Source organism: Leptospira mtsangambouensis (assembly GCF_004770475.1).
GTDB lineage: Bacteria > Spirochaetota > Leptospiria > Leptospirales > Leptospiraceae > Leptospira_A > Leptospira_A mtsangambouensis.
The window spans coordinates 1-16,153 of record NZ_RQHK01000009.1 but is presented as its reverse complement, the minus strand read 5'-3'; the positions used below and the strand labels follow the sequence as shown (position 1 = coordinate 16,153).

The window sequence follows — 16,153 nt, the reverse complement described above, 5'->3', positions numbered from 1 at the left end:
ATTAGCATCGTTTATACGATCGATACAAAAATTCCTGCGTTGACCCTTGTGAGCCAATCGGCAACAGCCATTAGTGCCAGTGCTGGCGCCATATCTAGTTCCACAGCCACTTGGAGATCCGATCGCTCTGGATCTTTTACAGTTCGAGAAGGAAGCTCTTGTGATTCAGGAACCATTGCTACGACCGGATCCGTCACTGCCAACGTAGACCAAGGATTTGTTCGTTCTCATACTCACTTTACTGGTGAAGGTACAAAGACTTACCGCATTTGTGTCACTGCTTCCAATGGACTGACAGGATTTGTTTCTGTTAGCTTGCAAAGGGATGATACAGCACCTGTTGTCACCGCAGATCCTGGTGCAGGAAGTTATGGTGTGGTAACATCTGTTTCTCTATCCTGTTCCGATACCGGTGGTTCTGGATGTGACCAGATCGCTTATGCTGTACAAGCTGGGTCTAGTCCTACAAATCCAGCCATCCAAGGAACAACGGGAACCGTTAGTAGTGGAACTTTATACGCAAGTGCCATAGCCATGACCGATGGTGCTGTCACCTATACGAAGTTTGTGGCTCGTGACAAAGCAGGAAATGTTTCTAGTGTGAGTTCGCAAAACTATACTGTGGACACACAAGTGGCCACCATCACTGTAAATTCCTATACAGCAGCCATCAATGGATCTTCGAATGTATCGATGAGTTGGCAAAGTTCCAAAGCTGGATCCTATCAGATCCGTTTGGGTGGATCTAGTTGTGCCAATGGTACGGCATTAACCAATACAGGCAGTAACGCCAATGTTACGGGAAATGCAGCTGCTACTACAGACATCACTTCTACGATCGCCAACTCTCATTTTGTAGAAGGGGACAATACCATTCGCATTTGTGTGACAAACCTTGTAGGTAGTTTTGGATCCACAACTCGCAATACAAGCAAAGACACAACGGCTCCCATCGTCACAATGGCCTCTCCTTCTGGTTCAGGACCATTTGCATCGGGAACCCAACTCCAACTTAGTTGTTCTGACACTGGTGGATCTGGATGCGATAAAACCATTTATACACTGAATGGCACAGAGCCAGCGTTTGATGGAAGTGGGGCTGTGACCAATGGAACTGTGTATTCTTCCCCAGTGGCCTTATCTAATGGTAGTAACCAAGTCAAATACTTGGCTCGTGACTTGGCAGGAAACTTAAGCAGTGCCGGGAACCAAAGTTTCCATGTGGGTCCACCGAATGCTCCTGCTTTTCTAGAAGCACAAGCGGGTGGAACCACTGCTGTTGTACAATGGTGGCCAGTCATAGGTGCCACATCATACACAGTGTACTATAGTACGAGTCCAGGGGTGACAACAGCATCGACTAGTTTTGGACCAGTAACAGATCCTTATGCAACAATTACAGGACTTACTAGTGGGACATTGTATTACTTTCGAGTGGTGGTGAACAATGCGTTGGGTAGTAGTGCTGTCTCGATGTTTGAAGCGATGGCTATAACAACGACTACACCTCCTGGGACGAGTATCTCAGAAATTTACTTTGATTTATCGGCCGGCCAGGCAACCAATTCAGGTTTATCCCCTTCCGCGGTAGTTGATACTCGCAGCGGCAAGTTATTAGCGGTGACTCAAAATGCTGCTAATTATAATATATCTAGCCTATTCCGATGCAATCTAGATGGATCTAATTGTTCCCATACTGATATTTCGGCGGGACAAGGTGATGATTCAGGCAATACTCCTTCTACAGTTATTGACCCTATCAATACCAAATTATTAGTAATCACTCATAATGCCGCTAATAATGGTAAACCAAGCCTATTTCGATGCAACCTAGATGGATCCAATTGTTCCCATACTGATATTTCAGCGGGACAAGGAACTAATTCAGGTCTTTCCCCTTCCGCAGCAGTTGATACCCTCAATGGCAAGTTATTAGTAATTACTCAAAATGGTGCTAATAATGGTAAACCAAGTCTATTTCGATGCAATCTAGATGGATCTAATTGTTCCTATACTGATATTTCGGCGGGACAAGGGAATAATTCAGGCAATACTCCTTCTACAGCTATTGACCCTATCAATGCCAAATTATTAGTAATAACTCAAAATGGCGCTAATAATGCTAAACCAAGCCTATTTCGATGCAATCTAGATGGATCCAATTGTTCCCATACTGATATTTCAGCGGGACAAGGAACTAATTCAGGTGTAAATCCTTCCGCAGTCATTGATCCACTCAATGGAAAATTATTGATTGCGACCCAGAACTCTAACAAGCTTTCTCTCTTTATCCGATAGCCTCCCCGCGCCAGGGATCCGAAGGGCTTGGTCTCACCCAGGATGGGTGAGACGGGAGCGTGAGCGCACCCCGGAGGAAGCCCGGTCGTTTTAAAATCGAATCTTGGTCACCTAACCAATTCGAGGCGCCCGAAAGAAATGCGGCCCAAAGGCAATTCCCTGGATACCCTCCGGCCCTGCGATACCAAATATAGTATTTATCCCTACTGAAAAAAAATCCCTTCTTTTCCGAAACCAAACATACATTCGCCTATTCGATTTTGATACCAATTTAGAAAATGGCGATATGTATAGTTTGTATACCGCAGGAACCAAACAGATGTTTGTTTCTATAAAACAAAAAACTTTCGTTTTATTCCTTTTGTTTTTGTTTAGCCCGTCCATTTGGGCCAATGAAAATGAGGTTACTTCCACCATTCACGACAAAAAAGGACGTTGGAATATCCAATGGGGGTATAACAGAGATTATTACACGCAAAGTGATATCAATTTTCGCGGCCCTGGTTACAACTATACATTGAAAGCTGTGGATGCCAGGGACAAACCGGAATCCTTTCGAGCAGATGTTTATCTCAACCCATCAAAGTTTGAAATCCCACAGTACAATCTAAAATTTAGTTATTTTTTTACGGATCGATTCTTCTTATCCTTTGGTGAGGACCATATGAAATATGTGGTAACACCAGGACAACCGGTCAAATATTCCGGTTACATTGACCCAGGTGTGATTGCAAAAAACCAAATGGCCTTGTCTACCGAAGCCGCTCTCTTTATCTACCTCTTCCCTAACCACGTACAGGAAATGGCCGGGTATCATGGTGGAGAACAAACCGTTACGTTAACACCTGATATATTAAAGTACGAACATACCGATGGATTAAACTATCTCTTTTTAGATTTTGGATGGATCACTCCCCTTTATACTTCATCTGATGGATTGAGTGGACTTAGTTTGGTATCTTCCATAGGTGGTGGTCCCGTGGTTTGTCGAAGCGACGTACGCGTGTTAGGTAAGGGACAAAACAATAACTTTCATGTTTCTGGATATGGGGTTTCGGGATACGTTGCCACTCGGTATGAATTTTCACGCACTTACTTTCTGGAATTCGGCGGTAAAGGTGGATATATAGATCTAACAGATGTTTTGACAAGTGGTGGATCCAACCGTGCTTCGCAAAATTTTGGATTTTTAGAACTCATCGTTTCTGGTGGAATTGCGATTTAGATTTTTGATTTAATGGATTGATTTTGTTTGTACCTCGAATCGAGTAGAACAATGAATGAATCCATTATTTATGAAATCTCTGTCCAATCATTCAAAAGAGGACTTGGAAATTTAGTTAAAATTTTAGAAAAAGCAGAAATCCATTCGGAGACTAAGAAGTTCCCTTTTGAGAATTTGCTAAACTCACGACTCTTTCCGGATCAATTCCAGTTAACCAAACAAATCCAAATTGCTTGTGATACCGCTAAACTTTGTGTCGCACGTATCACAGGAAAAGAAGCGCCTGTTCATGAAGATTCTGAAAAAAATCTAAATGAACTCAAACTAAGAATCCAATCAGTGATCCAATACTTAGAGACTTATAAAGAAGAAGATTTTAAATCAGTGAATGAGATCAAAGTTTCGCAACCAAGATGGGAAGGAAAATATTTAACAGGGTTTGAATATTTGACTCACCATGCAATTCCTAATTTTTACTTCCATATTACAACTGCTTATGCGATTCTCAGGCATAATGGAATTGAAATTGGTAAAAAAGATTATTTGGGTGAGATGCCATTTAAAAAATAAATGAACCATGTTGGGCAAGGTGATTAAATCGGAACCGGTTGTTTTATACTGACCGGATCCAATTTTTTTCAAGGTTGGAAAGTAAATTATATTTTCGTTTCTATAGCCTTCCTATATACAAAATCATACTCAACTTTTCTTTTTTCCCAACTCCAATCTAATTTCATAATGTTTTGGACTAAAATCTCTCTTTCAGGAGAAAGATATAAGTCGCTAGCTCGTTCTAATGCATAGCCCAACGAACTGGCGTCATTCGGTTCAAAGACAATGCCTGTTTTGAATGGCAAAAGGTTGGATTCTTCCACAGTATCCCGTAATCCACCCACACGAGATACAATGGGAATGGTTCCATAAACATGACTGTACATTTGGTTTAGACCACATGGTTCAAAGAGAGAAGGCATTAGAAAAAAATCGCTGGCTGCTTCGATTTTATGAGCTAAACTTTCGTTGTATCCTTTGTAAAAATAAAATAGATCAGGTAAAGTATCAGATAAATGAAAAAAAGACTTTTCTGTGTCTGGATCTCCTGAACCAAGGACCACATAACGGTGCGGAAGGTGGCGCCTTTCTAAAAAGGCTTGTAAAAAATCAGGAAATCCTTTTTGGTAAGTGAGTCTTCCAATCAGACCAATCAAAGGAGCATCTGTTGAAAGAAAAGGTCTTCCTATTTCTTTATATAACCCTTCTTTGTTTTTTAATTTTCCCTCCTTCCAATCTTTAGAGGAATATGTTTTGTAAATTCTTTTGTCTTTTTCTGGATTCCATTCCTCCGAATCAATTCCATTCAAAATCCCGGAATAGTCACTTTCTCTTTGTCTCAAACAATAACTGAGTCCAAATCCATTTGGTTCCGAAATCGTTTCTTCTCTATATCCAGGACTCACCGTTGTGATTTTTCCGGCAGATAAAATCCCGGCTTTCATATAATTGCATTTATCATTGTGTTCAAAGGGACTTGTGATCAGACGAAAGGGTTCCTCTTTTAAAAAACCAGTCATCCAATAGGGATGGTCTCCTTGATAAGCCAAATTATGAATCGTGAAAACGCTTGGAATTTGTTTTACGGAATCTTTTTGTAAAGCAAGAGACAGGGCCGTATGCCAATCATGGGCATGAAAAATATCTACATTTAAAATTTGACTTAAGCAATAACAAGTGTATGAAAACATAGCAAACCGAAAATGTTCTTCTGCATGTCCATAGATGGAATCCAAAGGTTGGAATAATTCTGATTCAAAAAAATATAACTTCACTCCTCCCTCCTCTGCTTCTAAAAAACGAGAGGCCTTTAGAATAGAAACCACTACCGAGTCTGTTTGCCTATCTCTGGGTAGAAGGGCCGGATACTCTTTTCCCGTATACTGGGGTGACTTTCCCAATTTGCCAATGAGAGGTAATGCGACATAAACTTCTTCCGACTTCGCCTGTTCTTTGGTCAGGGAAGCAAGCATGTCGGCAAGCCCGCCCATCTTGATGTAAGGAAAATATTCTGCAGATGCGTGGAGAATCTTCATTTTCTGTTATTGACACCGACTCGCAAAATAAGAAGCTAGAAAAACACAAAGTGAAATCGAGGAGAAATCCATGTCTGTATCTACTAATCTGCGCGGCCTTGCTGAATTAGGCCTTAAACCATCCGAAGTCTTCCATAACTTATCTTACGAAGAAATTTACCAGCACGAATTGAACAACAAAGAAGGTGTTACTTCTGATAACGGAACGATGATGGTAGATACCGGAATTTTTACGGGTCGCTCCCCAAAGGACAAATACTTTGTCGATGAACCTTCTTCCCAAAACAACATTTGGTGGGGTCCAGTCAATACAAAGGTTTCTGAAGCTATCTTCAACGAACTTTATGCAGAAGTAACCAAATTCCTAGATAACAAAAAACTTTATGTTTTTGATGGTCACGCTGGAACTAACGCTGACACAAGTATCTCTCTCCGTGTTGTTACCGAAAGAGCTTGGCAACACCACTTTTGCACTAACATGTTCCTTCGCCCTACAAAAGAAGAACTCGCAAAACTAAATCCAGAATTTACTATCATCAACGCTTCTGGTTACAAAAACACAAAATACAAAGAACACGGCCTTAACTCCGATGTATTTGTGATCTTCCACTTAGCAAAAAAAATCTGTATCATTGGTGGAACAGAATACGGTGGGGAAATGAAAAAAGGGATTTTCTCTGTCATGAACTACTACCTACCGCTTAAAAACGTGCTCACTATGCACTGTTCCGCTAACGTTGGTAAGGATGGAGACAGCGCTCTTTTCTTTGGTCTTTCTGGAACAGGAAAAACAACTCTTTCCACTGACCCACACCGCAAACTGATCGGTGATGATGAACATGGTTGGGACGATAACGGAATCTTCAATATTGAAGGTGGATGTTATGCAAAAACCATCAACCTAGATCCAAAAACAGAACCAGAAATCTATGCTGCGATTCGTCGTGATGCTCTTCTTGAAAACGTTGTGTTTGATGCGGGAACTAAAAAGGTAGATTACTCTTCTGCTGCGAAAACAGAAAACACACGAGTATCTTACCCAATCTTCCACATCGATAACATCCAACCAGGATCAAAAGCAGGTCACCCAAACACTGTGATCTTCCTTACTTATGATGCTTACGGTGTTCTTCCTGCGGTTTCTAAACTTTCGATCGAACAAGCAATGTATCACTTCCTTTCTGGTTACACAGCTAAGGTTGCGGGAACAGAGCGCGGTGTAAAAGAACCACAAGCAACATTCTCTGCTTGTTTCGGTCAGGCGTTTATGACTCTCCACCCAACATACTATGCAAAGTTACTCGGTGAAAAAATGAAAAAACACCAAGTAAATGCATACCTAATCAACACAGGTCTTGTTGGTGGAAAATATGGTGTAGGAAAACGTATGAACCTTCCTGCGACTCGCCAAATCATCAATGAAATCCTTAACGGAAACATTGAAAAATCCGAGTTCGAAAAACACCCAGTATTCCAAGTGTCTTTCCCAAAAACCATCGAAGGTGTGGATGCACATATCCTCAACCCACGTAACGCTTGGGAAAACAAAGAAGAATACGACAAAACAGCAACTGACCTTGCAAAACAATTCATTGAGAACTACAAAAAATACCTCACTGGTTCCAAAGAATTTGACTACAGCCAATACGGACCAGTCGCGTAAGTAAATAGGATCGTTGAACTTTAACTCTTTTAATGAAGAGTTAAAACGTGTGAAAGCCGTCTGTCTTTTGATAGGCGGCTTTTTTATTCTAATGAACAGAAAAAAGAGATAAAAAATGATGAAGAATGATTCTACGAAAGCGAAAGGTATGCGTGTTGCGATTATCGGACTTGGTCGTATGGGCATCCGTCATTTACAAGCACTCAAAAATTTAGAAATGGAAGTTTGCGGAATTGCGGATGTCTCATCAGAGGTTATTGCGTTGGTTTCGAAAGATTACAAATTAGAACAATCGGTTGGTTATACTGATGCATATTTAATGTTAAAAAATACAAAACCAACCGCTCTTGTCGTAGCAACCACCGCACCTTTCCATTGCGAATATGTATGTGCAGCTGCAGAATTAGGTATAAAATATATTCTTTGCGAAAAGCCAATGGCAATCTCATTAGAGGAAGTCGAAAAAATGAAATCTTCTTGTGATAAAGCAGGGTCAATTTTGGCGATCAATCATCAAATGAGGTTTATGCCACAATACACACAGGTAAAGGCTTTGATTCAGGATGGTGATCGTCTGGGCGCATTATCCAGTATTATTGTTGCAGGTTCTAACTTTGGCTTAGCTATGAATGCGAGTCACTATTTCGAAATGTTTCGTTATATGACGGATTCAAATGTGGAGACAGTTCAAACATGGTTTGAAGAGGGGCAATTACCAAATCCTCGGGGGCCACAATTTGAAGATCGTTCAGGCAGGCTAATTGCAAAAAATCATTTAGGTGTTTCTATGTTCATTGATTTTTCATCTAATTCCGGTTACGGTTTGCAACTTGTTTATATTTGTCGTAATGGGCAAATTCTTGTAGATGAACTTACTGGAGATTTAAGGATTTCTTCTCGTAAACCTGAATTCTGTGAACTACCAACTAGTCGTTATGGCATGCCTGCTGACATTATCAATACCCAGATCGAGCCAGCTGATACAGTTGTACCAACAATGCGAGTATGGAATGCTATGTTGGAAAGCGGATCTTTTCCTGATGGTGATGCTGGTGCACATGCGATGGCTTGTTTGGTTGCCGCACATTTGTCTCATGAAAATGGAAATATTCCGATTTCTATTAATAGCTTAAATATAGCGAAAAACAAAAAATTTAATTGGGCCTAACATAGAGAGTTCATCATGAAAAAGTGGAAAATTGCAATTATTGGTGCTGGTTATATGGCAATGGAACATGCAAAGGCATTTACATCTCTTGAATCAGTTGAAATTGTTGGTGTTTATAGTAGAACCAAGTCTCGTGCTGAAGAACTTGCGTCAAAGTATAATGCTGAGGTATTTGAAAGTATTGATTCTATGTATCAAAAAACCAAGGCTGATGTAGTCGTTGTAACAGTTACAGAGTTATCGATGCCTGAAATCTGTTTTCAGTGTTTTCAATATCCATGGGTTTGTTTTTTAGAAAAACCTGTTGGAATCAATCTGCCAATTGCAAAATCAATTTTTGCAAAAGCTAAGGAGACGAATACTAGGGCCTATGTTGCTCTTAATCGACGATCCTACTCTTCCACGAGGCAAGCATTTAAAGAAATCGCAGATAATGAAAGCCCTCGACTGATCTCTATCCTTGACCAACAAGATATGGCTGCTGCAAGAGAAATGGGCCAACCTGAAATTGTTGTTAAGAATTATATGTATGCCAACTCCATTCATTTGATAGACTATTTTACTTTTTTTGGACGTGGCGATGTCATTTCTGTAGATTCCGTTTCTCCTTGGAATCCGGAACATCCGGGAAATGTAGTTTCTGTCATTCGATTTTCGAGTGGTGATGTTGGCGTTTACCAAGCCGTTTGGGATGGTCCTGGACCTTGGGTTGTTACAGTTAGTAATCGTAAAGTTAGACTTGAGATGAGGCCACTGGAAAAGTTAGGAGTCCAACGTCTCGGCGAACGTAGACTCACCGAAGTGGAACCTGATATCATTGATAGCGAATTTAAACCCGGTTTGCGTTATCAAGCCGAACAAATCTTGAATCTATTAGAGGGAAAAAAAAGTGCATTGGCAACCCTTGAATCAGCCACTAAGTCCATGGAACTCTGTGCTGCTATATATGGATTATTGGATTCTACGAGTTAATTTAGTAATGTTTGGTTGATTTTTTGAAATACTAAGTCATGCCCGCTTTCAGAAAGATGATGTCCGTCGTAATCTACTACAACTTCCTTCGCTACTTTTCCTTCATATGGATTAATAAAAATTACATTGTCATTGCGATTTGCTAATTCACTCAAAGTAGTATTGAAGGTTTTTACGTCTTCTTCAATGTTAAAAACATTTTTAATCATATGTTCGCCTGGGGGTGCAATTGCGATGATGATTAATGATGATTTCGACTCAGTAATCCGATTGATTGATTTTTGAATATTATCTTCAAATTGTTTCAGCGAAATATATCTGTAATCAAAAATTTTAGTGAATTTATAATTGTTACGTTTTATATAATTCAGAACAAATCTACGGAGATAGGGAATTCTTCGAATCCATTTTTCTATTTTTGGCGGAACACCTCGTCTGGTACAATCACATATCCCTACTTGTAAAATTGTTGTAGTAGGCTTTAGAAAAAGAATTTCATCTAGTTCTTCTATTAAGTTGTTAGAAGTATATCCGCGCCCGTTCTTAAAATAAACAATACTTTGGTTTTTCCAACGCGAGAGTATTTTTTCTGTCCACGTAGATTCGGTAGATGTTCCTTTCCTAGGCATTCCTAATGAATCAGTAAAAGCCAAAATTCTAGTGATTGTATGTTTCAACTTTAAAATATCTTCCTATGTGGTATTAGTGACTGGGTTTGATACTGATGATTTCCATAAATTAGTCTAGAATTTTTCTTGAACTCGATCGGTTTCCTGTTCGATAACCACTCCGCACTAGTAAGGTTGTCGCTGTATTTGGATCTTAGAATCTTTGGATGAGTAGGAAAGACACTATGTTGACTCCGACGAAGTGGTAACCACTTGATATGGCACCATATAGAATTGGTTTTGGAATATTGGGATTGATTGCGATATTGACTGTATTTGCAGACAAATACCCAATTCCAACCAAACTTCCCCAAATGAATGCATCGATGGGTTGGCGAACTTGTAATGCAGAAAACAAAACTGCTGTTGTGATTGTAATGAATAACATACAAATTGCCGGACCCAAAACAAATAACATAGCCAACGGTTTCTGTAATTCATTGTCTTTCCCAAGTGATATTCGATACAATTTAGCAAATAAAATGGTAAACCAAACATAACCTAAAATAAAATAACCAAGGAAAGCCAAAACGATGGCGACCCAATTCAATTGATTCAAATTTTGTAACATACACAAACTTCCTTATCTTTATCAGTATTGAATTGTTATAACAGAGGATTCAGAGGAAAAATTGTAAAAAATCAAGGTGGTTCAATTTTTTATCTTAAAAATTGAGAAGGTGTTTTTCCGGTGAATGATTTGAATTCTTTGATAAAATGGGACTGGTCAAAATAACCAAAATCATGTGCAAGCCTAGTGAATGATTCATATTTTGGAATTTCTCTGATTGCAGAATTCATACGTATGATGGAAGAAATTTGTTTTGGTGTTCCTCCCGTTACTTCACGAAATTTTTTTTCAAATGTATCTATAGTCAAATTAATTGAATCAGCAATTGTATTGATTTTGATTCTACCTTGCGAACGTTTCATAGTTGAAATTGCTTCATAAATTCGTTGATCCACCGTTTGTTTTTTAATCATTTTAAGTAAAAAAATCTCTAAACTTTGAATCTTCAAATTAGAATTTTTTTCTTCTAGCAAACGTGAATGTAATACATTTAGATCCGCTTGATGCAATAAGTTGTAACCAGAAATTCCGATTTCATTCAATTCATTCATCGGCATATTGAAAAAAGAAAAAGCACCCCATGGTTGGAATTTTACAATGATAATTTCCGATCCTTTGGACAGTATATTATGTTTAACTGATTTTCGAAGTCCAGACAAAGAAATAGCAGGCAAAGCATTCAAATCTGTATGCATTCGATACTGATGATTTCCTTTTAGAAGAATCGTCAAAACAAAGGAATGATGAGGGAAAATTGACTTTGTAAAATCATCATGACTTTGGATATGAAGATAACTTTCCACATACCTATCGAGAGATGGTTGTGGTTTGTATTCTTTGATAGTTGCGAACATGAGGATTCAATTCTAATTATACTCAAGTAATTCTTTTGTAAAGGATATTAATGTGTATTTGAAATACCGAAATAGATCGAACTATGTGTATCTATCAACTTCTCAAACGTATATCCATTAGTTACATAAAGAAAATCATTTCTGTATGAATAGTTCGTTTGATCAAAATTAATGGATCGAATCCTTGACTGGTTTCTACTAAAACCTATATAAAACTTTAAATTTTCATAAAACTTATATGAGAGTGAAATTTCGGCTTGAAATCCCAAGATTTCAGTTATGTTATTTGGGTTGGTTTTTGTAAGATAAAAAGTAGAACCCCTAAAACCATCCCCATTGTATACTTGGCTAAACCTTTGGTTCACATAATGCCTGTTTCCATAAGTTAGATAGGGATCAAAACCTAAATTTAATTCAAAACCTTCATATAACTGAATTTTACTTCGAAGTGGTAATGAAATTCCATAGGAATTAATTTTGTCAGAATAAATATTTGAATAGTCTTCAAAATTTTGATTTTTATAAAAACGATCGATTTTCAAAATTCCAAGCCCAAAATAAAAAATCTCATTTTCCATAGGAAGATAGAAAAAATTAAATCGAAACTCTTGTCTTTGGGCATTTCCATAACTGATTGTTGTTGGTATGGCATAGTTTCCCCAAGGAACTCCCTTAAAATATGGATTATTTAAATTTACATCTATCATATCAAAATCAAAACCAAATTTATTCCCTTTATTTCTATACTTAACGAAAGGCAAGTAGGCAATCTCTTTGTTATTTTTTAAATTTGATTGTGATTGACGAAAGGTAGAAGTTTCATAAGGGAAATAAGTAATGTTTTGCGCTTTCAATCCGTATTCAATTGTTTTGGATAAAGAATTGGAATCTTCAGCTAATAGAACTGAGGCAGAAAAAAAGAAAACACTGATTAAGGTTATGAGTTTCATTGAAATTCTATTTGTTTTGTATCCTGTAATTTTGGTAAAAATTTGAATCATTTCTCTTTGTTTTTAGAATAATATAAATTAAAAACTCATACCCACTCCAATCTTTGCAGAATATTCTTGTAACGACCAAATGTGTTCATTCTTCGTTCGATTCAAATTCATAAGTTTTGGACTTTGTACATCTTTTCTCGCATCATAATTATTTCCAACGGCCTCTAAAACCAAATAGAATCGTTCGGAAAAAAATATTCTAGTTCCAATTGTCAAATTGGATTGAAGGATGTTTGCTTTATAAAATCGTTCTTTTCCAATACCAGCACCAATTCGGATATAAGGATCAAAAATAGATTTTTCAAGAAAGTGATAAGCCAACTGGAAACTCGCATAACGCATGTGCAAAAAATCATGATCAGAAAATGTTTGGTAAGGAGTCATGATTTCATACTGAATGATCTGAGTGATTGGATACCCTTGAAACTCAGGATTCAGACGACTTAAATAACCCAATTCAAACATAGTATCAACTTTAGTTTTGCTTAAGTCCTTTGCTTGAAAACTAGTTTGTGTAAGTCCAAGACCGAGGCCAATCCCGGATTGAAAAACGTATTCAAAAAAAATAGATTGTGATTGGCTTTCAATTTTTCCTTTTGGTGCATTATCGAATGCATACCAACTTGCTAACTTTTCTATATCGGTTCCATAAGCCGTTGTATAAGGTCCAAAAACATTTCCTCTATTTTCGAAATTGTTTTCTTTACTCATCAAACCTTCTCTGACTTTGTAAGGCTTAGTGGGTGAAAAAAAACTATCAGCATAGGTTCCTTCCAAGTAATACCGACCACGAATGGAATTGGGCTCTGCTTGGAGACTGATGGAGAAAGTGAAAATTAAAAATGTGAGAGATTTGATAGTTTGTTTCATTGTTTTCCTAAATTTAGATACAAGTTATTTCATAAATTATGAATTTGTACGCCTCGCATTGGTTTGATGATCATCAATAAACCAATCAACGACCGGGCTCACTCCGGGGTGCGCTTTCGCTCCCGTCTCACCCATCCTGGGTGAGACCAAGCCCTTCGTATCCCTGGCGCAAGAGACATTACCAGATGAAAAGATTTGGTTTATGACTGGCGATACTACTATTTGTAATGATGAGTATTTTTCCAGAATTCGTGTCAAGAAGTGTTCGTGGGTGAGCATCACCACCAAAATTTAAATTAAAATCTAAATATGTACAACTACTTCCATCTAAATTACATCGCCATACATTTGGGAAATATGCTAAAGTACCTTTACGGATTGCAGTGACAAATAGTTTTCCATTGACTTTATCAATTAATAAATTTGGATAATTGCCTGTTTTATCAGGTTGTGATGTGGCGAAATTTACGGAGCCACAATTATTTCCATCTCTATCACATTTTATAAGTAATGGCTTTGTATTGGAAGTTTGATTCGCAACAATCAAAAACTTATTATTTGCATAATCAATTGACGCATGCGGATTTTCAAGACCACTTATTGGTATATCGCGAAAGGCGCAACTTGAACCATCCAAATTACAATACCGCAAACTTACTTTATTAACTGATCGCATGACTGCCATTAGTTTTTTATTGAAATAATCTATAGTCAATTGAGGAGTATAACCAGTTGCATTTCCTTGCCCTGCCGATATATCCGTATGGGAACAATTCGTTCCATCTAAATCACATCGAAATAAACTTGGTTTGGTATCATTTCCTCTATTTTCTGTGACAATTAAAACCTTATCATTTATAGAATCGATAGCAGCGGAGGGATACCAACCTGATTCATTAGATTGGCCGGTAGACAAATCTAAATAACTACATCCACTAACATCGATATTACATCTAAAAAGAGCTAGTTTATTACTATTGGCTCCATTTCGAGTAACAACTAGTATTTTTTGGTTTTTTTCATCAATTGTAATTGCAGGACTTAATCCTGAATTTGCTCCTTGGTTTGAAGAAATATCATGATATGAACAATTTGTTCCATCCAAATTGCAACGAAATAATCCAAGTCTACTACTATTGACTTGATTGCTAGTCGCAATTAAAATTTTGTTATTTCTTCTATCAATAATCGCACTTGGAAAATAACCAGAACCAGTCCCTTGTCCCGCTGATACGTCAACTGGTGACCCTGTCGCACTAGTTCCAGGCTGTGTAGACGTTGTTAGTGCACTTGCCTCAAGTAAGGAAACTCCGCTACTCCCTCCTCCATTACTCGCCACTACCCGGAAGTAATACAAATTACCGTTGTTAAGTCCTGTAATCGTAGCATAAGGATCCGTCACGGGACCAAAACTTGTCGATGCTGTTGTCACACCAGGACTTGTGCTGTAGTACACAGTGTACGATGTGGCTCCTGTCACAGGCCACCACTGCACAACGGCAGTGGTTCCGCCTGCTTGTGCTTCTACAAAAGCCGGTGCATTCGGTGGACCCACATGGAAACTTTGATTCCCAGCTGTGCTTAAGTTTCCTGCCAAGTCACGAGCCAAGTATTTGACTTGGTTACTACCATTGGAAAGAGCCACTGGAGAAGAATACACAATTCCATTGGTAACAGCACCACTTCCATCAAACGTAGGTTCTGTGCCGTTCAAAGTATAAATGGTTTTATCGCATCCAGATCCACCAGTATCAGAACAACTAAGTTGGAGTTGGGTTCCCGATGCAAATGGTCCTGATCCAGAAGGAGAGGCCATTGTAACGATGGGAGCCGTTGTGTCTTTACTTGTGTTACGAGTAGTAAATCCATAACTTCCAATTAGGTTTGCCACACAAATGCGAATGGTATTGTCTCCTTCCACAAAATGAGAGTTGGCGATCGTAGAAGTGATGTCTGTAGTAGCAGCTGCATTTCCAGATACATTGGCATTACTTCCTGTATTGGTCAGAGCCGATCCAGTAGAACAACTACTTCCACCCAAACGGATCTGATAGGCTCCAGCTTTGGAACTTTGCCAACTGAACGATACATTGGAAGATCCATTGATGGCTGCTGTATGGGAATTTACAGTGATGGTGGCCACTTGTGTGTCCACAGTATAGTTTTGTGAACTCACACTAGAAACATTCCCTGCTTTGTCACGGGCCACAAACTTAGTATAGGTGACGGCACCATCGGTCATGGCTATGGCACTAGTGTATAAAGTTCCACTAGAAACAGTGCCCGTTGTTCCTTGGATGGCTGGATTTGTAGGACTAGACCCAGCTTGTACAGCATAGGCAATCTGATCACAACCAGAACCACCTGTGTCCGTACAAGATAGAGAAACCGAAGTGGCTACCCCATAACTTCCTGCCCCTGGGTCTGCCGTCACAACAGGTGCAGTATCATCTCTTTGTAAACTAACAGAAACAAATCCTGTCAGTCCATTGGAAGCAGTGACACAAATGCGATAGGTCTTTGTACCTTCCCCAGTAAAATGAGTATGAGAACGAACAAATCCTTGGTCTACGTTTGCCGTAACTGATCCGGTAGTGGCAATGGTTCCTGAATCACAAGAGCTTCCTTCGCGGACTGTAAAAGATCCTGATCTGTCCGACCTCCAAGTGGCTGTGGAACTGCTAATGGCACCAGCGCTTGCACTAATGGCTGTTGCCGATTGACTGACAAGGGTAAGAGCTGGGATTTTTGTATCGATCGTATAAACGATGCTAAT

Annotated in this window: 13 protein-coding genes; 6 read left to right on the top strand and 7 right to left on the bottom strand. The window is 38.8% G+C overall.

The features are described from left to right. From EHR01_RS10515 to EHR01_RS10505, 3 genes are all read left to right on the top strand, one after another. Positions 1 to 2,298, top strand: a 2,298-nt coding sequence (locus EHR01_RS10515) for an FN3 associated domain-containing protein (RefSeq protein WP_135694749.1), incomplete at its 5' end; no start/stop codon positions are given. 286 nt (positions 2,299 to 2,584) lie between these two features. Further along, entirely contained in the window at positions 2,585 to 3,523 is a 939-nt protein-coding gene (locus tag EHR01_RS10510) for a hypothetical protein (RefSeq protein WP_208721763.1), read from the top strand. 63 nt (positions 3,524 to 3,586) lie between these two features. Then, positions 3,587 to 4,093: a DUF1993 domain-containing protein gene (locus tag EHR01_RS10505; protein WP_425269983.1), complete on the top strand. Its 507-nt coding sequence runs from the start codon at positions 3,587 to 3,589 to the stop codon at positions 4,091 to 4,093. Between the two features lie 86 nt (positions 4,094 to 4,179). Here EHR01_RS10505 and EHR01_RS10500 read toward each other — a convergent pair whose 3' ends face one another. Then, on the bottom strand, positions 4,180 to 5,610 hold the full coding sequence (locus EHR01_RS10500; RefSeq protein ID WP_135694746.1) for a glycogen/starch synthase: 1,431 nt from the start codon (positions 5,608 to 5,610) through the stop codon (positions 4,180 to 4,182). Between the two features lie 70 nt (positions 5,611 to 5,680). Here EHR01_RS10500 and pckA point away from each other — a divergent pair, with 70 nt between their 5' ends. From pckA to EHR01_RS10485, 3 genes are all read left to right on the top strand, one after another. Continuing rightward, a complete protein-coding gene (gene pckA / locus EHR01_RS10495) occupies positions 5,681 to 7,273 on the top strand; it encodes a phosphoenolpyruvate carboxykinase (ATP) (RefSeq protein WP_135694745.1) in 1,593 nt (530 codons plus the stop codon). Positions 7,274 to 7,388: 115 nt separating this feature from the next. After that, complete coding sequence (locus EHR01_RS10490) at positions 7,389 to 8,441, top strand: Gfo/Idh/MocA family protein (protein WP_135694744.1); 1,053 nt, start codon at positions 7,389 to 7,391, stop codon at positions 8,439 to 8,441. Between the two features lie 15 nt (positions 8,442 to 8,456). Continuing rightward, the gene (locus EHR01_RS10485) at positions 8,457 to 9,413 is read left to right on the top strand and encodes a Gfo/Idh/MocA family protein (RefSeq protein ID WP_135694743.1); all 957 of its coding nucleotides are present in this window, start codon (positions 8,457 to 8,459) and stop codon (positions 9,411 to 9,413) included. On the opposite strand, the gene EHR01_RS10480 is transcribed toward EHR01_RS10485, so the two are convergent. The 6 genes from EHR01_RS10480 to EHR01_RS10455 form a co-directional block, all read right to left on the bottom strand. Then, on the bottom strand, positions 9,410 to 10,066 hold the full coding sequence (locus tag EHR01_RS10480) for an SGNH/GDSL hydrolase family protein (protein WP_135694742.1): 657 nt from the start codon (positions 10,064 to 10,066) through the stop codon (positions 9,410 to 9,412). The genes EHR01_RS10485 and EHR01_RS10480 overlap by 4 nt on opposite strands. A gap of 169 nt (positions 10,067 to 10,235) precedes the next feature. Next, positions 10,236 to 10,652 carry a DUF1761 domain-containing protein gene (locus EHR01_RS10475; protein ID WP_135694741.1) on the bottom strand — a complete coding sequence of 139 codons (417 nt, stop codon included), beginning with the start codon at positions 10,650 to 10,652 and terminating at the stop codon, positions 10,236 to 10,238. A gap of 89 nt (positions 10,653 to 10,741) precedes the next feature. Then, positions 10,742 to 11,506: a helix-turn-helix transcriptional regulator gene (locus EHR01_RS10470; RefSeq protein WP_135694740.1), complete on the bottom strand. Its 765-nt coding sequence runs from the start codon at positions 11,504 to 11,506 to the stop codon at positions 10,742 to 10,744. 47 nt (positions 11,507 to 11,553) lie between these two features. Continuing rightward, positions 11,554 to 12,507, bottom strand: coding sequence for a hypothetical protein (locus EHR01_RS10465; protein ID WP_244310070.1), 954 nt, complete (start codon positions 12,505 to 12,507; stop codon positions 11,554 to 11,556). 27 nt (positions 12,508 to 12,534) lie between these two features. Further along, positions 12,535 to 13,377: a porin family protein gene (locus EHR01_RS10460; RefSeq protein WP_135694739.1), complete on the bottom strand. Its 843-nt coding sequence runs from the start codon at positions 13,375 to 13,377 to the stop codon at positions 12,535 to 12,537. 178 nt (positions 13,378 to 13,555) lie between these two features. After that, positions 13,556 to 16,153, bottom strand: a 2,598-nt coding sequence (locus tag EHR01_RS10455; RefSeq protein WP_135694738.1) for an FN3 associated domain-containing protein, incomplete at its 5' end; no start/stop codon positions are given.